Genomic DNA, 22,453 nt, shown 5'->3' with positions numbered 1-22,453 from the left:
GTGGTTGAAATTTCGTGTTTGATCTAATCTTATTCAAAGATATGAGCTAGCTTTAATCTAACCCAACCATAATAAATGCGCCCCAGTAAATAGGATCTTTGTATTCATCTAAGATGGCTTTCTTTGCATTAATAAAAGCAGTTCGTTTATCATTTGTTTTGATCCATTCCGCGTAGAATAGATTCACGAGTTTCTGAGTAACAGCATCGTCTACCTTGAATAAGGTCATTACTACATTCTGTGCACCTGCCACAATAAAAGAACGCTGTAAACCATATACACCTTCACCGGATTTGACTTCTCCACGGCCCGTTTCACACGCGCTTAGAAATACAATCTCTGTATGGTCCAGATTCAGGTTCATAGCTTCGTATGCTGTTAAAACACCATCGTGCTGATTGAACTTAAATACATTTTCAGTACTTAATAAGTCACTTGCATCAGTAAATAATAATCCGGAACGCATTAACGGATTACTGATCTGTTGGTTTTCCTCTCCGATGATACTTTCATTTTGATAAGTTTGTTTTTCATCAGCCATAAAGAATCCGTGCGTGGCAATATGTAATACACGTGGACTTTCCAATTCCTTAAGTGCTCCTTCACTTGCATCTTTACCAATAAACTTTTGAGTAGTCCACTTCATCTCAGTTAAAAATGCATTGAGTTCTTGCACTTCTTTTTCTGCTCCTGGAAGAGATTCAATAGAAGTAATACTGTTTGTGGAAGAAGAATTTCCAAAATATGGATTCCCAAATAATGCCGCTGTGGTATTCGTATAAACAGTAGCTCCACCCCGAGATTGGTCAACGATATCTTTAGTGTTTGATACAAAGTAAAAAGTATAAGTGTTGATCAGGTAGTTTTTGTTGTAATCCATAAATGTTTCAGGGTTGATTTGATTATAAACCCCATCACCCGAAAAGTAGATACGTTTTTTGCCATACAGTTTCGAATCAAAATACTCCCAGTATTGAGCGTAAGATTTTCGATCACTTGATTTTTCTTTAATCGCATTTTGGTAATAACTGAAGTACTTTCCTTCTAATTCATTTCCATTTGGAAGAATTACAATTTCCGGTTGGTCTCTGGAAGCCTTTGTAACGAATAAGCCTACGTAAACTACCGAGTCTGTAAATTCAGTATCAAAATAGTTGAAGCGAATAATCTCCATAGCAGCATCCTGATCAGTTAATGTGTTCTTAACTGATACCCAGTTGACTGATTTATTTTCATAATTCTGCGAGAAGCCCTGTGCACTTTCGCTTAATTCTTTTTCCAAAACATTGATCTCATTTTGTAACTGGGCAATATTGATTTCATTAGAATCCAAAGTTTCCTGATTCATACCAATTGCTTTGGTCAATAAATCCTTTTGGGAAAGCCAGTTTCGATATTTGGCAATTAACTCAGGAGAACCATAGGTCATAATACGCTCCTTGAGTTTTACAGATGAATTAAGTAATAATGCTTTGGTTGCCAGTCTATTGTTATACATGTCTCCAATAATCGAAGGGTCTTCTTTATAATATTGAAGTACCAACGAATTAAAGATTTCAAAGTCACCACGAATACTCGCCCAGTATTTTGACTTTTCAGATTCTGATAGTGAAGGGAAATAACTATTGATGTATGACAAATACATGCTAGTGGAAGTTCTTAGAACTTCAGCCGCCTTTTTGTAATTCTTCTGTGCATAGAATGTTTGACCAATTTTACTAAGAGTAGATACATATTTGGGATGCGCTGTACTAAAGATCTTTTTGTAGATGCTTAAGGCCTTATTATAATAGGTATGAGCGTTAACATAATTACCCTTTTTATAATAGAGTAGGGCAATATTTACCTGATTATCTGCGGTTTTAAAATGTTGATCACCATAAGTAGATGTATAAATAAGGTTTGCAGCTTGTAATTGAATCAGGGCTTCATCGTAATTCTTTTCTCTAAGATAGATGAGAGCTTTTAATTCAATCACCTCAGCTACCTTAGGGTGATGGTCATTAACATTTGTGGTAATAATCTGATTGGCACGATTCAGATTATCCATGAGTTGACTCATTTCCACATCCATTTCCATTTGTACTCGAGTCTTTCTAATCAAAATATCAGAAATATTGAGGTATACGGAACCAAACTTTTCTTCATAAGCTGCAATAACAGAATTATAAATTTCTAGTGAACGCTCATAATCGCCCATTTTATAATATACCTGACCAAGAAGAACTTTACGTTCCAGATATCTAAGAGAGTTTTCGCCAAAGTTTGTTTTACTAATTGCTACCGATTTTGAGATATTTTTTTCTGCGTCAATAAGTCTCCCCTGAACTAAATCGACCTGTCCCAGTAATGCGTATGGTTTGATTAACTCAATATGCTCAGCACCTAGTTTTTCAGTTTTTAGTTTAATTGTAGCTTCTAAAATATCCTCTGCCTGATCGTATTTTCCCACTTCAAAATACAGTTCAGCTAAACCTTCGTTCATATTTACCGGAAGCATTTCATTAACGATGTCATACTTTTTAGCCAAAGCATAGGCTTCTTCCAGTTTTTTCTTTGAATTGACAAAATCTCCGTTAATAGCATATAATTCACCAATTGCTTGAAGCGTGTAAACGTAGTTTTGCGTTTTGGTTTTCTTTTCAGTTTTATATGCAGTTAATGCACTAATTAGATTTTCTTCGGCAGAAGTATAATCTCCGATATCGACTTGAGCTCGAGCCATGCGTTGTAGAACTAAAGCATATTCTTCGGATTGATCTCCATATTTGACCTTATTGATTTCAGCCAGACGTTTGTATTTGGTAATGGCCTCTGTAAAATCATCTTGCTTGGTATTGATTAAAGCATAATCATTCAGGAATTTACCATAGAAAGGATGGTATGGATGTAGTTCCTTTAAAACGAACACATCAAAATACTTGTTGTAAATCGAATCCGCAGCTTTGTAGTTGGTGGTATAATTCAAATAATACGACCCCAATTCCAAATTCGCATTATAATAAAATGAATTGGAGTCAGAATTATTAATATCAGCGATTTGTAGAATTTTCTCATAGGTAAGTTTTGCACCGGTATAATCATAAAGACTTATTTGAGCTTTGGCTAAATCGTATAAAAATGGAAGTTGTCCGGCATCATTCAGACCATAATAATTATGTAAGTCTTCCGCTTGCCTGGACATACGCTTACCATATGTCTTGTATTTCCCTTTGCTCAAATCTTCAAGATGTCCCAGATAATCTGCGGTGAACTGATGACTTGATTTTTTAGGGAAGTTTTTCAAAACCTCTCTTTCATATTGTTTTAATGCTTTAGAGTATTTAGAAAAATTCTCCAGTTGTGCATCCGCTCGAATTTCATTTTCAAACATGTCAAAATAGAGTAGGTTTGGAATATTGTATTTTACATTGGTTGCATATTTTTTGCGAACTTTTCGTAAATCCAGTCCAGCATAAGGATCTCCTTTAAGCACCTGGAGTTTAGTATACCCATACCAGTTTTTGATATAACTGATATCCTTTTTCTTGACAAGTTGAAAGAGGTCTTTTTCATTTTTGACATAAATAGAATCGGCCATTTCGAGGTCGCCCTGACCTAAAAATATATCCGCTTTCATGACCATTAACTCTCCAAGCGTACTTAATCTGTTGTTATAGTCTTTCTTTTTAACCTTCACAAACTCTTCAACCCCTTTCTTTTCATTGTAAACCTTTTCCTTTTTCTTGGTCAGGTTTCTTTGATAGGAGATGGTTTCATCGATGTATCGCTTTGCTTTGTTGTAACTCATGGTTTGGAGAAACAATTCCATTCTGGCAATTCTGATATATTGCGCCCAATATTTATAGGGGTCACTATTTTTATTTATCGATTGTTGTGCAGTATTATATTTTAAATCCGCTTGTTCGAATTTAGAATAAGCAAATGCAGATGAGGCAATCGCTATATTACTCATAAGCGTAAAAGAGTCAGAAGGAAAGCTTTGTAAAGTATCCCATTGCGCAATAATAGAATCTAACTGGATGTCATTATCCTTTCTTAAGCCCAGAGCCGCTTGATACTTTAAATAAAGGGCCTGACTGGGCAGATAAAATTGTTTTAGTTCTCCTTTCTTTGTGATTTTGTTCAATAACGCTTTAGCACCACTTGAAGCCTGAAAATATCTCCCATGCTTATAGTGATTCTCTAGTTTATTAAATTCCTTTTCCCATTTCTGATCATCCTGAGTATAAGCAATGAACGGAACGAGCATCAGGATAAATAAAATACGTTCGATTATCCTAGAAGTATTAAAGTTCTGATTATTCATAGTCACGTCCAATTGTTAGATTTATACCAGCACGAACACTTGGGTTGAAATTTTTGTAAGAGGTGATGTAGGGATCGAAAATATTATCAGTTAAAGCATGTAGCTGGAATGGACCTAGGTTGATTGCAAATCCAACGCCCAAATTTTTAAAGTCTTCACGATCATCTACAATAGAGTACGAAATCATGTAATTTAGAAAACGTTTTACTCGACCTTGGATTCCTACTCTGACATAAGGTTGGAAAAAGTCTGGTGCAAAGAGTCCTTCACCAACCACAGTAGCTTCTATTTTTGGTGTAATGAAATAGGTTCCTGAAGCAATTACCTTTGTAGGTGTATGCGTTTCATATGGTGTTTTCACCGCGTTTGGATCTACATTTTCGACAATAGAGTCATAGATTGCACCAAAACCGTTTCCACTTCCCGGATTAATAATAGATGCCCAATCCACAGTATTAAAATCAACACGAACATTTTCAGCTTCGTAGTTATTGATGTTATCCTTCCATTTTACCGTGCCCATTAAATCAAGCACACTGGCAGCAATTTTAAATTTTTGATTGATCCTATAGTCGAAACCAAAATCCAGGGCATAACCATAATTAGAATAACCCGCTACAGCACGTAAAGGATCGTCTGTCAGTTCAGTAATTCCGGAAGTTTGCATATTGATATTAATCAAGCCTGAGAGTTCGTTGTCAGCTGTAGCGCTATCAATCACAATACCGGTACTGTTTGTTCTAATATTTGCAATTCCCGATAGAAGTTTAAAACGAACGCCTACGTTAAGGTCTTTGTTGATTCTTCTGGCCCAGCCAACAGAATACTCTCTGACATGTGTATACTGAACTTTGGTATCATCAATTCTATGATAACCATTCGGAATTCCTAAATCTTCATAAACCTCAGAAATTAAAATGGCAAGAGATTTCGGGAACTCAAAATCCGCAGAAATTTTATCATTTGAAGCGAAGAAGATGTAATTTTTTCCTGCAGAGAACCCAACATGTAGCGCTTCTATGGATGTACCTCCATATACCAGATTTTCATCTTCTAGTCCATTTAAAAACTTGTCAACGTCTAATCTTAATGTGCCATTTGCATCCACATTGGCTACGCCTTGCGTTACAAAAGCTGATTTTCCAACCTGGGCATAGGTAGAGCCTAGTCCTGGAATAGAGACGTTTACACGTCCCAAAGGAATAAAGGATGGATTTGCATAAACCACTTGAGGAATATGCCTCATATTATATATACTCAAGACATTTTGAGCAGATAAAGAGGTGGTAATACTGTATAGTACTAATAATATTAACCGTTTCATTTTGTTGTTTGGGGTTTGTTAGATTGTTCCGAAAATTAAGAAATAATAACTAAATAAGGTCTATTCACGGAATTTCTTATTAAGAATAATATAACAACTTTTTGAGATTAAATTTCGAGAGTATAGGTATACATAAAGCCATCTTTATCAGTTGTTACAACATTAAAACGACCATCATTATTAATGTCCGAAATGCTAAACGGAGAAGCGCCCTTTAAAGGGAACGATCGAATGATATTACCATCGAAATCGGATAAATATATTCGATTGTCTTTAAATGAAGAATAACCAATATAATGCTGTTGGCCAAAGTAGTATACACTGGCTTTGTAAGATGTAGTGCTTTCTGTTTTAAATTCAAAAACCTGATTGCCGTCTGTTTTAAACGCAGAGATATAATCAGGTGATGTGAATATGATTTCAATTGATCCATCATCGTCCACATTTTTAAATGAAACACTATTAATACTATCTTGTGAAACAGAGAAAAGTCTTGTTTTCTGATCCGATAGATCAATTTTTACAATTTCATTTCGCTGGGTTACACCAAGAATATATGAGTTTTCAAGTTCAGAACTTACTTGAACATATGGAGCGCCAATCAAATCAAAATTGAATTTTGATTGAAGATTTATTCTGATATTACCTCTTCGGTCAAGAGCTTTAACATGTCCATCGTTGTATGAAGCAATTATATAATCCTTACCTTTTATTTTTATATGCTGAAGTGGGTGATTTATTGTTGAACCATTCTTTTTGTAGATCCAACCGGTGATTAAATTCCCCTTGATATCATAGTTGTAAATATTTTGATCACTACAAGGAACCAAAAAGCGATAGTTTAAATTGTTGTCGTAATCAGCAATGGTTACCGGTGCACTTGCTGGTGCGGGAAGTTTTATTGGGAAATGCTTTAAATCGTGTCCATTTCGATCAATAATGTATAGTTGAGAAGATGTGTTAAATGCCAGTTGAAGTTTACCATTTTTAAGTGCGTCAATTTGTTTTACGGTAGAAATGATGGTCTCATCGATTTGTCTGCTCCATAAGATATTCCCCTTATTATCTATGAGGTATATAATGTTGTTCGTGTCCTGAGTGAATATTTCCGTGGCTTGCGTGTAATGATTTTTGACAAATCGTGGTTTGAAATTAGATGTGAATTGAAGTGGGGTTTCCCATAGTGAATTGGACTCTTTTTTGTATATCGGATTGTATTTGAAATATCCATTTACATAGTATAAATCATCCGACTCGTAACTAATTTGGGTTGAAAACACCTGAAATTTTTGAATCCATTCCCTGTGTGTATCAATCTCAGACTTGAGTTTACTATTCAATAGATGTGCATAAATGTTAGTGGACTGTGCGATGTTAGAATAAATGTAAATATTGGATTCGTTAGAAATTCTATGAGTGTAATTTTCATAATGCGGATCATTTTCTAATGTCAACCCTTTCTCAATTTTATCGATGGTCCATTGCAATGTTCCAGGAGAATTTGCAAAAACAATATAATCGTCAATTTGAGTAAAGTAGTTTTCCTGTAAATCCTTGAAAGGATCTCCAAGTGTCATTTGGATAAAATCAGGAATGTCTAACTGTACAATTTGATAATTTCGATAATTTATGATTTGGATTTCCTGATCCTTTTTTGTTGCAATTTTAGTGGAGATATGTTTTAAAAAGTCAAATGTGGCTCTGGAATCATTTGAGCTAACCCATAACATGATGTCGTTAGAATAATCAAAGCGGTCAGGTTCGGCAATAATGAGGGCTATTTCATTATCGATCCAGTTTAAAAAATCTGTCTGAATAGAAATGTCATAAGTCGTGTCCCAGGTATGAATGACGTCATTATAGTTGTAACCTGATGTAAGTGTTTTGTTTTGAATATATTCTATACGGAGTTTTTGATAATCACTAAACCCATAATGCATAAGAAATGCTGTTCTATCAGGTAGAAACTCAATAACTCTGGGAGTAATCGGATCTTGATTTTTAAACAAGGAAAGCCATATGTCCTGTGTGCCTGAAGCGGTTGCAAAACCATTTAAACTAATTTCATCGGGTTTGATATCACTATCTAATTCTATCCAATTTGATATGGTGGGTAAAGTGCTAATATGCGCCTGGGTTCTTCCATTGGTCCAGGGTGTTGTTTGTTGGAATAGTATATTTGGTTGTATTAAAACCCGGAGATTTGAGTTTTTAGAGGAAGTCTTTTTTACGGAAACAAATAAGGAATCGGAAAGTAGAGATTGATTATTTGCAACTTGTCTTTGGATTTCGTCCAAAATGCTTTTTTGTCTGCTTATGGTTAAAATTTGATCAGAATAAAGTATGTACAAAATACCATAATCAGTTTCCAGTTCCATTTGGTTTTCTGAAACCAGAACTTTTTTATGACCATTAAGAACTTTTGAAATAGATTCGAAAAGGATATCTGTAGTAACGACTGACGAAATTTTTGATTGAAAAACGACAGCATTTTGATCCAATGAATCAGAAACAAAGCTTAGAATCAACTGATCTGGTGAGGTGATTTTGGAATTTTGTGCAAAAGCTGAATCCAAAGTATTGATTTGAAATTCTAAATTTTGAATTTGGTCAAAGGTGAGTAGTTCATCCCAAATGATATTGTTAGAAAGAATGTCTTTCCATTGTTTAGAAGGCTTCTCCACTTCAATGATCACATAAGCATTTTGTGGTACATAAGTGTAAATATCTTTTTCAGGTAAATGAGATGATTTGATTTGTTTAAATCCCCAGAATAGAAAGATGCCTACAAGTAAGACTGAAAGTAATAAAGAGAATATTCTAAACATAAAAGCCAAAATTAGAATTAAATAATAAAGCACCTATGGATATTCAATGAATATGGCAATTTTTACTTTTGTGGATAGTATTTGCGCATTGTTCTATGTATAAGATTTTAATAACAGGACCGGAATCTAGTGGGAAGAGTTTTTTGGCAAAAGCTTTGGCTGAGTACTATGATGGAGGGATAGTTGAAGAGTATGCTAGGATTTATTTAAGCAATAAATCTGATTATTATAAGGATGATCTTTTGAATATTGCAAAAGGACAATTTAAATTGGAAAAAGAAGTGTATCAAGGGCAACTCGGTTATGTGTTTTCAGATACTGGAGTCGAAGTTATAAAAATTTGGAGCCAGGAAAAGTATAATGAAGTTGATCCGGAAATACGAAGTCTGGAAAAGCGACAAATTTATGATCTGATCTTATTGTGTAAGCCCAATATTCCATGGGTGTATGATGAACTGCGAGAGAATAAAACCGACAGAGATCGTTTATTTGAGTTGTATAAGAATGATTTGAAGGATAAAAAAAATGTGCTGGAAATAAACGAAACTTTGGAAAAACGTTTAGATCAAGCTATACAATTCATAAACGAAAGACTTAGCTAATATCACAGAACCAAACTCCATTGTCCCATTTTGAATCGGAATTATCTGAAGAGGCATATCGGTGTAGAGAAGTTGTTCCTTTGGTGAAATCAATGGGATGTTTGAATAGTGGACCGTCAAAAACAAAAGTGTGAAATTCACCATTTTCACCACACGGATCTATATTAGATGGAAGGTCTGTAATAAATTCTTTGTCATAAATTCTGCCGGCAAATTCTTGAGACAATTTAGCCGAGCTAACCGCCACAACAATGGCTTTGTAGCCCAAGTGAATAAATTGCATGGCTAGTTCTTTAGTGTTTAATCCCCATAATGGATAGAGTGTTTTTAATTGTGATTTAGCGGCTTCCTCATCTCTGAAATCTCGGAGATCTTGTAGGAAAATGTCACCATAAGCATAATGAGAAATACCATCTTGATGATGTTGTTGGGCTTTTTCTCTAACGATTGATGAATACTTTTCCATTGAAATGTTTTCCGGCAAAGTGATTAAATCAAGCTGTTGATTCAGAGCATCTACTTGTCTTTTCAGTAAAGATAATGGTACACCATGCATTGTAATTCTTTCTCTTTTGGAGTTAATGGATGTGAGTAAAGATATAACCTCAATATTCTCATGATGTGAGAGTTGGTGAAAAGCCATGGTGGCATCTTTACCCCCGCTCCAGTTTAGAACTACATTTTTCTTCATGTTGATGATTCATTTGGGGGGCAAAGGTAAAGAACCAGATGCTTTGATGTTTATCCATGGTCTGTAGTGAATAAGTCTAAGAATTAATAGGCTTTTTCAGCGATTCAAAGGGCTAAATTAGTAGTAGAAAACGAATGGTATGAGCAAGATTGGTTGGATAGTGTTGATTTTGAGCTTTTGCTGGGTAGGTGGAGTGAATGGAGAGTCTTTGTCTATAGAGGATCACCTTTATGGAGTAGATAATATGGATTTGCCTGGGGATAAAATGCAGCTGATGAATGCAAACTTGCTAGACTATCAAGTGGAGTATGATATCTTCTATGCGCAAAAAAATTATGAGAAGGTAGCAGAGTCTTTGCATAAAATAGCCCTAACCTATTTTCAGTTGGATGAATTGGATTTAGCTAAGAATTATGCGTGGAGGTTAAAAAATGTGGCATACAAATATTCTTTCATAAAAAGTGAACTTTATGCTAATGCATTGTTGTATAAAATTAACTCAAAGCAAGGCAATAAGAGGTTAGCTAAAGGTTTCTTGAAAGAATATCAAAGTATTTTGAATACGTTACCTGAAGTGGACTGGAAAAAAGAAGTAGATAATAGAGAAGAGGTGGAGTTAGAGGTTGTTGAAACCGATATTGTACCTTATGAGTCTGCTCCTGTAGTAGTGAAAAATGTACCTAAAGAAACTAATGAACAAGAAGCACAGTTAGCGGATTTGAAATATTATCTATGGGCAATTGTGTTGCTATTGCTTCTGATGACTTCTTATATGATGATTCGAAATCGTATGGCTCTACAGTATGATTCATTTGTTGAAGTTTCAGGTTCACAAACAAAGGTGCCAGTAAGCTATATTGAAGAAAAGAAGGTTTTAGATGTTAGCCCTGATACAAACGAAAATGAAAACTATCCATCGTCAGAACCTGATGGTGACGAAAAAAAAAAGGACATGATTGAGAACGAAAAGAATAAAGAAGCAGAACAGGAATCAAAGCGTCTTTCTCCCGAGTTGATTCTGTCAAAACGTGCAGGAGGTTTATTTGAAGAAACGCATGAAGTAAAAACACCTCTATGGGTTTCTGGAATTGAGCATCATTTAAAAGATCTAAATACTATAAATGGCATTCGATTTGAATTCAATTATAGTGGCAACTTCAACATGATTGAAGAAAACGAGCAAAATATTATTACTAGATTTCTGGTTTCCATATCAGAAACATTAGTGGATGCCAATAATGTTGAAAGTGTTTCTGCGCAATTGGTGAGTGCAAAAGATGGAGTGGTGGCTATGATTATATCAAAACCTATAAATGTGAACATGCCAATATTGGATGTGATAACAATAGCTTCAATACGCAAGATTTATATGAGTTCAAATAACTTTATGATGAATACCCATAATGTGCCGGGTGGAATGTTGAAATTTGTATTGAAGAAACGTGTGTTTAAGAAGGCTTTAGTTTAATGAAGAATTGTGCTTTTATCACCGGTGTTGGATCTGGTATTGGAAAAGAAACATGTCTTAGTTTCTTGAAGAATGGTTGGAATGTTATCGGAGTCTTAAGAAATAAAGATCAACAAAGAGATTTAGAATCTCTGGCGAGAAACTACTCAGGAGAATTGAATATGATCAATGTTGACCTTTTGGATGATCAGGTAGTTGAAAAGGTTGAAGAAAAACTCATTCATCTAAATGTAGAAAAATTAGATGCTGCGATTCATGTTGCTGGAGTTTTGGAAGTCAAAGATTGTTCTGATATTGATCAAGCACATATAGACCGAGTTTTTAGAGTGAATTTTAATGTGCCTGTATTGCTCACTCAATTATTAGAACCATATCTGGAAAAAAGTGAACAAGCTAATATCTTAGGTATAACATCTATGTCAGGATATCAAGGCAGTGTTAGATTTGGGGGCTTGTCTATTTATGGGGCGTCTAAAGCAGCATTAGGATCCTGGTTGGAGAGTGCTTCTGTAGAATATGGAAAAAAAAATATTCATGTGAATGCTTTGGCCATAGGTTCTGTAAATACAGAAATGTTACAAAAAGCTTTCCCGGATTATCAAGCAACAATCAATCCTGTCGAAATGGGGGCGTATATTTATAGTTTCGCGAGTCACGGGTATAAATTTTATAATGGTAAAACCCTGTCTGTTGCGATTACAAATCCTTAAGTAAAACTTTTTATCTCTTAAATAACCCAGAAATGAATCTTTTTGTAGAAAGATCTCGTAAGTAAATCCAGTGAATTAGTATTTATATAACTCCTATATAATAAAGGTGTCTTGCAGGGATGATTAAGGAGTTGGATTGTGAGGTGGAATTGGTTAAAGAAAAGCTAAAAAAAAATCGTGCTGTATGTAATGGTATAAGAGGGAGTTATGTGTTTAAACTAAAAATATTTAAAAAATAGTTCAAAAATATGGTTGAGGAGAAGGATAAACGACATACCTTTGCCGCCCCTTTCGGGGGTAAAGAAAAAGTTGAGGTAACGGGAGAGATTGAGGAGTAGGAGGAGCGAGAAAAAAGAAAAATATTTTTTTTAATTTTTTCTTGTTTGGAAAGAAAATAGAGTTACCTTTGCCGCCCCGTTCGCGGGGATAGTTTTTGAAAAGGTTGGTGCGGTTTTGAAGTGGTGAGTTAGGAAGAAAAAAAATATTTTTTCAGAAAAAGCTTGTCAGAATAAAAACTAGAGTTACCTTTGCCGCCCCTTTCGAGGGGCAAAGATTAAAAGAAATAAGCTCTTAAGAGTTGAGTCTCGGGAACGAGACGAAGTGAATAAGAGAAAAGAATATTAAAGTTCTTTGAATAGTTGAAAAGCATAAAAATTTAAGCAAATATCCCCCAAGATATTTAAGAGTGATAGACAATTAAGTTTATTACAACGGAGAGTTTGATCCTGGCTCAGGATGAACGCTAGCGGCAGGCTTAACACATGCAAGTCGAACGGTAACATTTCTTGCTTGCAAGAAGATGACGAGTGGCGCACGGGTGCGTAACGCGTATACAACCTGCCTTCAACAAAGGGATAGCCCATGGAAACGTGGATTAATACCTTATAATATATAGAGATGGCATCATCATTATATCAAAGATTTATCGGTTGAAGAGGGGTATGCGTGACATTAGCTAGTTGGTAAGGTAACGGCTTACCAAGGCAACGATGTCTAGGGGTTCTGAGAGGATGATCCCCCACACTGGTACTGAGACACGGACCAGACTCCTACGGGAGGCAGCAGTGAGGAATATTGCGCAATGGAGGGAACTCTGACGCAGCCATGCCGCGTGAAGGAATGAATGCCCTATGGGTTGTAAACTTCTTTTATGTAGGAAGAAACGCAGATACGTGTATCTGTTTGACGGTACTACACGAATAAGGACCGGCTAACTCCGTGCCAGCAGCCGCGGTAATACGGAGGGTCCAAGCGTTATCCGGATTCATTGGGTTTAAAGGGTACGTAGGCGGATAAATAAGTCAGTGGTGAAAGCCCGAAGCTCAACTTCGGAACTGCCATTGATACTGTTTATCTTGAATTTGGTTGAAGTGGGCGGAATATGACATGTAGCGGTGAAATGCATAGATATGTCATGGAACACCAATAGTGAAGACAGCTCACTAAGCCAATATTGACGCTGAGGTACGAAAGCATGGGTAGCGAACAGGATTAGATACCCTGGTAGTCCATGCCGTAAACGATGATTACTAGCTATTAGCGATAAACTGTTAGTGGCAAAGCGAAAGCATTAAGTAATCCACCTGGGAAGTACGGTCGCAAGATTGAAACTCAAAGGAATTGACGGGGGCCCGCACAAGCGGTGGAGCATGTGGTTTAATTCGATGATACGCGAGGAACCTTACCAGGGCTTAAATGAAGATTGACAGGACTGGAAACAGTTTTTTCTTCGGACAATTTTCAAGGTGCTGCATGGTTGTCGTCAGCTCGTGCTGTGAAGTGTCGGGTTAAGTCCCATAACGAGCGCAACCCCTATCTTTAGTTGCCAGCGAGTAATGTCGGGGACTCTAGAGAAACTGCCCGTGCAAACGGAGAGGAAGGTGGGGATGACGTCAAATCATCACGGCCCTTACGTCCTGGGCTACACACGTGCTACAATGGCAGGTACAGAGGGCAGCTACTCCGCGAGGAGATGCGAATCTCAAAAGCCTGTCTCAGTTCGGATTGGAGTCTGCAACTCGACTCCATGAAGCTGGAATCGCTAGTAATCGCGCATCAGCCATGGCGCGGTGAATACGTTCCCGGGCCTTGTACACACCGCCCGTCAAGCCATGGAAGCTGGGGGTGCCTGAAGTCGGTGACCGCAAGGAGCTGCCTAGGGTAAAACTAGTAACTGGGGCTAAGTCGTAACAAGGTAGCCGTACCGGAAGGTGTGGCTGGAACACCTCCTTTTTAGAGTGTACTACACAATTATATATCTGTTGGATATTTGCGCTTTTCGCTATTTAAAATTATTGAGATCCCGGAAATCTCGGTAGGGTTTTTATCGGTAAGAGGAAAGGGAATAGAGTCCCATAGCTCAGCTGGTTAGAGCGCTACACTGATAATGTAGAGGTCGGCAGTTCAAGTCTGCCTGGGACTACAATAACGGGGGATTAGCTCAGCTGGCTAGAGCGCCTGCCTTGCACGCAGGAGGTCATCGGTTCGACTCCGATATTCTCCACAAGAGTATATTGGAACGCTAATTACTCAAAAACGGCTTACGAGCCAAAAGATCTGTAAAAGGAATAAAGAAAGAAGCTTAATAAGGTAAGCGAGAAAATGGTTCAACTCCAAATCTTTCACAATTGATACATTGGTATCAAAAAAGTTCTTTGAAATTTTGAAGATAACATTAACAATAGAGATATTATTATAAAAGGCTTAATAACTGTAAATCATTTCGATTTAAGTTATTACGAAAGTAGTAAGGGCGTATGGTGGATGCCTAGGCTCTCAGAGGCGATGAAGGACGTGATAAGCTGCGAAAAGTCACGGTGAGGTGCAAATAACTTTTGACCCGTGAATGTCCGAATGGGGAAACCCGGTATCTTGAAGAGATATCATCCGAAAGGAGGCAAACCCAGTGAACTGAAACATCTAAGTAACTGGAGGAAAAGAAAACAAAAGTGATTCCCTAAGTAGTGGCGAGCGAACGGGGAATAGCCCAAACCAGATTTGTTTAGGCAAATCTGGGGTTGTAGGACTGTAATATGGACTATACTTTGATAATAGAATAGAACTGGAAAGTTCAACCGTAGAGGGTGATAGTCCCGTATATGAAATTGAAGTATTACCTAACAGTATCCTGAGTAGCACGGGGCACGTGAAACCTTGTGTGAATCTGGCGGGACCATCCGTTAAGGCTAAATACTCCTGAGAGACCGATAGTGAACTAGTACCGTGAGGGAAAGGTGAAAAGAACTTCGAATAGAAGAGTGAAATAGTACCTGAAACCATACGCTTACAAGCGGAGGGAGCTTTAGAGTGACCTCGTGCCTTTTGCATAATGATCCTACGAGTTACTCTCATCTAGCGAGATTAAGGTATTCAGTACCGTAGTCGTAGCGAAAGCGAGTCTGAATAGGGCGCAAGAGTTAGGTGAGGTAGACGCGAAACCGTGTGATCTACCCATGACCAGGTTGAAGCTTTGGTAACACAAAGTGGAGGACCGAACCAGTTGACGTTGAAAAGTCTTTGGATGAGTTGTGGGTAGGGGTGAAAGGCCAATCAAACACGGAAATAGCTCGTACTCCCCGAAATGCATTTAGGTGCAGCGTTGGTTTTGAGTTTTATAGAGGTAGAGCTACTGATAGGGCTAGGGGGCTTCACCGCCTACCAAACCCTGACAAACTCCGAATGCTATAAAATGCTTACCAGCAGTGAGGGCATGGGTGCTAAGGTCCATGTCCGAGAGGGAAAGAACCCAGACCATCAGCTAAGGTCCCCAAGTGTATACTAAGTTGATCTAACGAGGTCGGATTGCATTGACAGCTAGGATGTTGGCTTGGAAGCAGCCATTCATTTAAAGAGTGCGTAACAGCTCACTAGTCGAGCGATCTGGCATGGATAATAATCGGGCATAAGTATACCACCGAAGCTATGGACTTTATAAAAGTGGTAGGGGAGCATTCTAGTTGTGTTGAAGGTGTATGGTAATGTATGCTGGAACGGCTAGAAAAGAAAATGTAGGAATGAGTAACGATAATGCAGGCGAGAAACCTGCACACCGCAAGACTAAGGTTTCCTGAACAACGCTAATCGGTTCAGGGTTAGTCGGGGCCTAAGGCGAACCCGAATGGGGTAGTCGATGGATAACGGGTTAATATTCCCGTACTAGTATAAATTGTGATGGAGTGACGGAGAGGTGAAAGGAACGCGTACTGACGGAATAGTACGTTGAATGCCGTACGTATATGGACAGGTTAAGAGCTAGTCTTTGCTGAAAGCAGATAGTACTGCAAACCTTCGGGCGAGCAGATAGTTTCCCTAATCTTACTTCCTAGAAAAACTTCTAAACTTAAGTTTATACTACCCGTACCGTAAACCGACACAGGTAGTCGAGGAGAGTATCCTCAGGTGCTCGAGTGATTCATGGCTAAGGAACTAGGCAAAATGGCCTCGTAACTTCGGGAGAAGAGGCGCCAGCGCGAGCTGGCCGCAGTGAAAAGGCCCAGGCGACTGTTTATCAAAAACACATGGCTTTGCTAAATTGAAAGATGATGTATAAGGCCTGACACCTGCCCGGTGCTGGAAGGTTAAGAGGAGGGGTTATACTTCGGTAGAAGCTCTGAATTGAAGCCCCAGTAAACGGCGGCCGTAACTATAACGGTCCTAAGGTAGCGAAATTCCTTGTCGGGTAAGTTCCGACCTGCACGAATGGTGCAACGATCTGGGCACTGTCTCAGCCATGAGCTCGGTGAAATTGTAGTATCGGTGAAGATGCCGATTACCCGCAACGGGACGGAAAGACCCCGTGAACCTTCACTACAGCTTAACATTGATATTGGGTAAATGATGTGTAGGATAGGTGGGAGACTATGAAGCTGGTACGCTAGTATTGGTGGAGTCATCCTTGAAATACCACCCTTTATTTATCTGATATCTAATCCTCAAAGGAGACATTGTTTGGTGGGTAGTTTGACTGGGGTGGTCGCCTCCAAAAGAGTAACGGAGGCTCCCAAAGGTACCCTCAGTACGCTTGGTAACCGTACGAAGAGTGTAATAGCATAAGGGTGCTTGACTGTGAGACCTACAAGTCGAGCAGGAACGAAAGTTGGGTATAGTGATCCGGTGGTTCCGCATGGAAGGGCCATCGCTCAAAGGATAAAAGGTACTCCGGGGATAACAGGCTGATCTCCCCCAAGAGCTCACATCGACGGGGGGTTTGGCACCTCGATGTCGGCTCGTCACATCCTGGGGCTGGAGAAGGTCCCAAGGGTTGGGCTGTTCGCCCATTAAAGTGGCACGCGAGCTGGGTTCAGAACGTCGCGAGACAGTTCGGTCCCTATCTGTTGTGGGCGTTAGAAGCTTGAGAGAACCTGACCTTAGTACGAGAGGACCGGGTTGGACGAACCTCTAGTGTACCTGTTGTGACGCCAGTTGCATTGCAGGGTAGCTACGTTCGGATGAGATAAGCGCTGAAAGCATCTAAGCGCGAAACTCATCTCAAGATGAGGCTTCTTTTAAGGGTCGTTAAAGACGATGACGTTGATAGGTTGCAAGTGTAAAGGCAGTAATGTCAAAGCTGAGCAATACTAATTACCCGTAGCTTTCTAATAACCGAGATGATGTATAAGTTATTAAGTCTATCTTCAAAATTTCGAAAATATTGAATAGTTTATGGTGACTATAGCGGTGGGGATCACCTCTTTCCATTCCGAACAGAGAAGTTAAGCCCACCAGCGCAGATGGTACTGCTGTAATAGGCGGGAGAGTATGTCGTTGCCAATTTTCAGAAGGTGTCAATTTTTATAAATTGACACCTTTTTTTTTGTGCCTATACCAACTTCTTGTTGTAAAATTGTTCGTGTGAAATATCTTGTTTTTATAGTAGCTACATTGTTGATTAACAATGTTTTTTCGCAAAATGATACTACAATTGCTCACAAAGTTGAGAAGTCAAGTGTTGTTTTTCCTATTAATGGTGATTATAATTTTGAACCGGTTGATACGGTTTTAAGTGAATTTTATCATTATAACCCAGACGGTAAGGAATTGAATATTTTTTTGGGAAACCCTGGTTTGGCTCTGGACTCTATGAAGTTCAAGTCACTTTCTTATGGGATTCGTTCAGGAGAATTTGCTTTTAATAGATTACATACTAATTTTTATGGTGACCATATTTATAAAACTAATGTGCCATTTGTTAGGGCGGGATATATAGTGGGGCCTAAGAGGCTTCAAGATTTTTCTGTTTTATATACTCAGAACTATAATTCCAGATTTAACATAACAGCGGGATTTAGAACTTTTGGATCAGATGGATTCTATTTAAATCAAAAAACAACTGCGCGGATCTTTTCTGGGCAATCAAGTTACGCCACAAAAAAGGACAAATATGGATTCTTGTTAAAGTATGTAGTTAAATCTGGTTTGGCTGGTGAAAATGGAGGTATCAAAAGAGACTCTGCAAATTTGAGCGTATTTACTGGAAATAAATTAGGAGTACAGGTTGAATTGGAAAATGCAACGAATCATTATGATATTAGGAAAGTACATGTTGCACAGTATTTTAATTTGTTTAAAAATGATACGGTAAACGGACGTAGAAAAACAGGGTCATTTATGTTGAATACTGTTGGTTTTGTCAGTGATTATTGGTTTAATGATACCATATTAGACAGTACCTATTATAGTAGATTTGGAATAGATCTTACGGATACTACTAAATATGTAGATAAGTTTCATGAATTTGGCTTAAATAATGAATTAACTTATCAATATTCAGGTTTTAGTAATGGAATGAAGATACGATTAGGAGCAGGGGCTAACTGGTCAGAATTTAAGACATTAGGTAGAGATACTATTTTGAATGAGAATTATGCTATCTTTTCTGTATCAGATTTGGAAGTAGGTAAGGTGCTTTTAAACGGAGAATTTAAAAAAGGCTTATCTGGCTTTAATAGTGATGGATATTTAACTCAGTTGAGTATAACCATTCCTATTAATAAAAGCTTTAAAGCCATAGTTCGAGGAAAATCGCAAAAATCACTACCCGAGGTTAAATATCAGTTTTATTCAGGGTCGGAATTGAGTTGGTTTAGAATTCTTGATTATTCAACAAGTAATGAAGTGTCTGCTAGTTTTATTAGTCAGAGATTGGGCTTACGATTAGATGGGGAAATCGGGACCATGGATAATTATACGTATTACGATTCTTTGGCTTTGCCTAAACAGTATAAGCAGTCTTTTAATCAATATTCTTTTAAGCTGTCGAAAAAAATTAAAATAAAGTCCTATTACTTTGATTTTGGAGTTGTTCATCAACAAGTAGATGCATCTGCACCGGTTAATGTTCCTGAATGGACCTGGATGGTTTCATTTTATTATCAAAGATATTTGTTTAAAGGTGCGATGGAATTGCGATATGGAATCGATTATTGGCAGAATACAAAGTATTACGCAAATAATTATGCTCCATTTATTAGAGCATTTACCTATCAAGAGCAATATCAAGTGGGTGATTATCCCTATTTAAATTTTTACATCAGTGCAAGAATTAAAGGAGCTCAAGGGTTTGTTAATTTTCAGAACCTTGCACAGTTAGTTCTCCAGGAACCAAATTATATGATGGCTCCATTTTACCCAATGCAAGACTTTGGTTTTTCTGTTGGATTAAGATGGGATTTCTTTAACTAATTGGTTAGGTTTAAGTCTTTTGTTTTTTCTTTTTAGCTGCCGGAAAGAGTATGTTATTGAGAATTAATCGATATCCTGGAGAATTTGGGTGTAGGTTTAAATCTGTAGGTGGGTCTCCAACCAAATGTTGATAGTCTTCAGGATCGTGACCTCCATAAAATGTCCATTGACCTTTACCAATTGTCCCATGAATGTATTTTGCGCTGTTAAGGCTTTTGTTTTCGCCCATTATTAGAACTTCGGGTTTAATAACCGTTTTATAATATGCAGTTGTCTGTCCCATAAAACCTTTTATAACTTGTGTATGGTTTTGACATAGCATTGTAGGAATGGGATCCCATTTTGCAGAGAAATCGAAAAGAGTAAATAAATCAGAGTTTTCAGGTGTTCTTGCATGAATTGGAGTGGCATCAATATTTGAATATTCGTATTGAAGTGGATTTACAATTAACTTGAAATTTGTGAAAGCCAATGTTTGAGAAAAATCCAAGTTTGCCTGTGCATTTGGAGCAGCTGGGTCATGGTCATACATTCGTTCACAGATATCAGTATTATGAGCCGCCAATGCGATATCATAAGAATCTGTACCGGAACACATGGAGAAAAGAAACCCTCCTCCAATGATATAGTTTTTGATATTCTGAGCTACTTGAAGTTTTAATTGAGAGACTTTTTCAAATCCAAGTTCTTTTGCAGACTGCTCCATTTGTGCAACTTGTTGTTTATACCAGTTCGCATTTTTATACGCCTGATAAAATTTGCCATACTGTCCAGTAAAGTCTTCATGATGCATATGTAGCCAATCATACAGATTTAACTTACCTTCAATGATTTCTTTGTCATAAATCACATCATATGGGATTTCTGCATAGGTTAAAACTAAAGTGACAGCATCATCCCAAGGAAGTTTATTTTTAGGAGAATACACCGCTATTTTAGGTGTCTTTTCCAATTTAACAACGTCCATATTTGCTTGTGGGTTTGCGATTTCTTGTTTGATGGAAATCGCCTGGGCATCAGATATGATTTTGTAAGATACATTACGAATGGTACACTCATTTACAATTGGTTGTAAATTTTTGATCATAAAACTACCACCTTGATAGTTGAGTAACCATTCAACTTCAACATCTTGCTGGAGAACCCAAAAGGCAATACCATAAGCTTTTAAATGATTTTTCTGGTTATCTTCATCCATAGGAATAAGGATGTAACTCGCAAAAAGATTAGAGCTAAGAATGGTCAGTGTAAGTATGAATAATATTTTTCGTATCAAGTTGCTCTTTTTTTAGAAAGGTGCAAAGTCATCGTCAGCAGGAGGAAGGTCATCATTCATTTTACTTGATACCGTGTAATTTCCTCCAAAATCATCGGATTGTGGCAATGCTCCTCCAAATGACATTTCGTTATAATCGTTATCCACAAATTTAGCTAAATGATCCACAAATTTGAGCTTGACGGTATCTACTTTACCATTACGGTGTTTAGCTACAATAAGTTCTGTAATACCTTCCACAGAATTGCCCTCTTCATCTTCTGTAAATCCATAATAACTTGGACGGTATAGGAACATTACAATATCTGCATCTTGCTCAATTGCTCCGGATTCCCTCAAGTCCGATAACATAGGACGTTTGTGTCCTGTTCTGGTTTCCACAGCACGACTTAGCTGAGATAAGGCAATCACTGGAACGTTAATTTCTTTTGCAATACTTTTTAAGGATCTGGAGATTGTGGAGATTTCTTGTTCTCTATTTCCACCACTACCACCTGCAGTCATTAATTGGAGATAATCAATTACAATCAATTGAATATCGTGCTGAGATTTGAGTCGTCTTACTTTTGCTCGAAGTTCGAATACAGAAATTGCAGGTGTATCATCAATAAATATTGGCGCTTTTGATAGATTATCAATTTTGGAAGTTAATTGCTCCCATTCGTAATCGGTTAGCTTCCCCTTACGAAGTTTTTCTGATGTCAATTGTGTTTCTGCAGAAATTAGTCTGGTAACCAATTGAACTGAGGACATCTCTAGCGAAAAGACCGCGACACCTTGACCAAAGTCCACAGCAGTATTTCTTGCTAAAGTTAAAGAAAATGAGGTTTTACCCATTGCAGGTCTTGCCGCCAGGATGATCAAATCCGATGGTTGAAGCCCCGAGGTCATTTCATCTAAATCTCTAAAACCAGTAGGTACACCACTAACACCTTCTTCTTTATTTCCTAATTCTTCAATTTTTGAAATGGCCTGTTGCACCAGAGAAGACATGCTTTCTCCTGATTTACTAATATTGTTTTGGGCCACTTGAAATAAAGCATCTTCAGCCTCGTCCAAGAGATCAAATACATCCGATGTATCGTCAAATGCTTTTGTAATTGTATTTGAAGAAATTCGGATTAATTCCCTTAGAATATGTTTTTGTGCAATAATTCTCGCATGAAACTCAATATTAGCTGCTGAGGCAACCCTATTGGTTAATTGAGAAATATAATATGGTCCACCAACAAATTCGAGCTCCCCGTTGCTTTTTAATTTTTCTGTAACAGTAAGTAAATCGATAGGCTTGGATTCTCCGAAAAGCTCTTTTACAGCACTATAAATTTTTTGATGCGCTTCTTTATAAAAAGAATCCGGAGAAAGGATATCCACCACATCATCAACGGCTTTTTTTTCTAGCAATAAAGCCCCTAAAACTGCTTCCTCGAGTTCTAGAGCTTGAGGTGGTATTTTTCCCATCTCCATTCCGAATGGAGATGTTTTAGGAGTATTTCTTTTGAATTTTGTATTGCTAATTTGTTCGCTCATTAACGTGATGTGTTTACACAAAGTTACAGGAATAC

At 37.6% G+C, this 22,453-nt stretch carries 10 protein-coding genes, 2 tRNA genes and 3 rRNA genes; 9 read left to right on the top strand and 6 right to left on the bottom strand.

Annotated elements, in window-relative coordinates; translation table 11 throughout:
- Positions 1-52: 52 nt before the first annotated feature.
- The 3 genes from KFE94_03460 to KFE94_03450 form a co-directional block, all read right to left on the bottom strand.
- On the bottom strand, positions 53-4,309 hold the full coding sequence (locus KFE94_03460; protein UTW67184.1) for a CHAT domain-containing protein: 4,257 nt from the start codon (positions 4,307-4,309) through the stop codon (positions 53-55).
- A complete protein-coding gene (locus KFE94_03455; protein UTW67183.1) occupies positions 4,302-5,633 on the bottom strand; it encodes a hypothetical protein in 1,332 nt (443 codons plus the stop codon). The genes KFE94_03460 and KFE94_03455 overlap by 8 nt, the downstream gene beginning before the upstream one ends.
- Before the next feature lie 107 nt (positions 5,634-5,740).
- Positions 5,741-8,461, bottom strand: coding sequence for a hypothetical protein (locus KFE94_03450; GenBank protein UTW67182.1), 2,721 nt, complete (start codon positions 8,459-8,461; stop codon positions 5,741-5,743).
- A 95-nt stretch (positions 8,462-8,556) separates the two neighbouring features.
- On the opposite strand from KFE94_03450, the gene KFE94_03445 reads away from it, so the two are divergent.
- The gene (locus KFE94_03445; GenBank protein UTW67181.1) at positions 8,557-9,063 is read left to right on the top strand and encodes an ATP-binding protein; all 507 of its coding nucleotides are present in this window, start codon (positions 8,557-8,559) and stop codon (positions 9,061-9,063) included.
- On the opposite strand, the gene KFE94_03440 is transcribed toward KFE94_03445, so the two are convergent.
- Positions 9,056-9,754 carry an ATP-binding protein gene (locus KFE94_03440; protein ID UTW67180.1) on the bottom strand — a complete coding sequence of 233 codons (699 nt, stop codon included), beginning with the start codon at positions 9,752-9,754 and terminating at the stop codon, positions 9,056-9,058. The genes KFE94_03445 and KFE94_03440 overlap by 8 nt on opposite strands.
- A 139-nt stretch (positions 9,755-9,893) precedes the next feature.
- Between KFE94_03440 and KFE94_03435 the strand changes: the two genes are divergently transcribed.
- From KFE94_03435 to KFE94_03400, 8 genes are all read left to right on the top strand, one after another.
- The gene (locus tag KFE94_03435; GenBank protein ID UTW67179.1) at positions 9,894-11,222 is read left to right on the top strand and encodes a hypothetical protein; all 1,329 of its coding nucleotides are present in this window, start codon (positions 9,894-9,896) and stop codon (positions 11,220-11,222) included.
- A complete protein-coding gene (locus tag KFE94_03430) occupies positions 11,222-11,932 on the top strand; it encodes an SDR family oxidoreductase (protein UTW67178.1) in 711 nt (236 codons plus the stop codon). Before KFE94_03435 ends, KFE94_03430 begins: the two co-directional genes overlap by 1 nt.
- Positions 11,933-12,639: 707 nt before the next feature.
- Positions 12,640-14,164: ribosomal RNA gene (locus KFE94_03425) — 16S ribosomal RNA — on the top strand.
- Positions 14,165-14,280: 116 nt separating this feature from the next.
- A tRNA-Ile gene (locus KFE94_03420) sits at positions 14,281-14,354 on the top strand.
- 7 nt (positions 14,355-14,361) lie between these two features.
- Positions 14,362-14,435, top strand: a tRNA-Ala gene (locus KFE94_03415).
- Positions 14,436-14,668: 233 nt separating this feature from the next.
- Positions 14,669-17,532, top strand: a 23S ribosomal RNA gene (locus KFE94_03410).
- Between the two features lie 60 nt (positions 17,533-17,592).
- Positions 17,593-17,704, top strand: a 5S ribosomal RNA gene (gene rrf / locus KFE94_03405).
- Together the 16S, 23S and 5S rRNA genes with 2 tRNA genes alongside form the textbook arrangement of a ribosomal RNA operon.
- 78 nt (positions 17,705-17,782) lie before the next feature.
- The gene (locus KFE94_03400; GenBank protein UTW67177.1) at positions 17,783-19,612 is read left to right on the top strand and encodes a hypothetical protein; all 1,830 of its coding nucleotides are present in this window, start codon (positions 17,783-17,785) and stop codon (positions 19,610-19,612) included.
- A 10-nt stretch (positions 19,613-19,622) separates the two neighbouring features.
- Here the strand turns inward: KFE94_03400 and KFE94_03395 are convergent, their stop codons facing one another.
- Both KFE94_03395 and dnaB read right to left on the bottom strand, forming a co-directional pair.
- The gene (locus KFE94_03395) at positions 19,623-20,888 is read right to left on the bottom strand and encodes an asparagine synthetase B (GenBank protein ID UTW67176.1); all 1,266 of its coding nucleotides are present in this window, start codon (positions 20,886-20,888) and stop codon (positions 19,623-19,625) included.
- A gap of 12 nt (positions 20,889-20,900) precedes the next feature.
- Positions 20,901-22,418, bottom strand: a complete 1,518-nt coding sequence (dnaB, locus tag KFE94_03390) for a replicative DNA helicase (GenBank protein UTW67175.1) — start codon at positions 22,416-22,418, stop codon at positions 20,901-20,903.
- Positions 22,419-22,453 lie beyond the last annotated feature (35 nt).

Source organism: bacterium SCSIO 12643, assembly GCA_024398135.1.
Taxonomy (GTDB): Bacteria; Bacteroidota; Bacteroidia; order Flavobacteriales_G; family Salibacteraceae; genus CAJXZP01.
The sequence above is the reverse complement of the archived record's forward strand: the minus strand, read 5'-3'. Positions and strand labels throughout refer to the sequence as shown.

Excerpts from the sequence above, each read along its gene's own strand:
- KFE94_03430 (UTW67178.1), top strand. The coding sequence starts at position 11,222 with ATGAAGAATTGTGCTTTTATCACCGGTGTTGGATCTGGTATTGGAAAA.
- KFE94_03445 (UTW67181.1), top strand. The coding sequence starts at position 8,557 with ATGTATAAGATTTTAATAACAGGACCGGAATCTAGTGGGAAGAGTTTT.
- KFE94_03450 (UTW67182.1), bottom strand. The coding sequence starts at position 8,461 with ATGTTTAGAATATTCTCTTTATTACTTTCAGTCTTACTTGTAGGCATC.
- dnaB (UTW67175.1), bottom strand. The coding sequence starts at position 22,418 with ATGAGCGAACAAATTAGCAATACAAAATTCAAAAGAAATACTCCTAAA.
- KFE94_03440 (UTW67180.1), bottom strand. The coding sequence starts at position 9,754 with ATGAAGAAAAATGTAGTTCTAAACTGGAGCGGGGGTAAAGATGCCACC.
- KFE94_03435 (UTW67179.1), top strand. The coding sequence starts at position 9,894 with ATGAGCAAGATTGGTTGGATAGTGTTGATTTTGAGCTTTTGCTGGGTA.
- KFE94_03460 (UTW67184.1), bottom strand. The coding sequence starts at position 4,309 with ATGAATAATCAGAACTTTAATACTTCTAGGATAATCGAACGTATTTTA.
- KFE94_03455 (UTW67183.1), bottom strand. The coding sequence starts at position 5,633 with ATGAAACGGTTAATATTATTAGTACTATACAGTATTACCACCTCTTTA.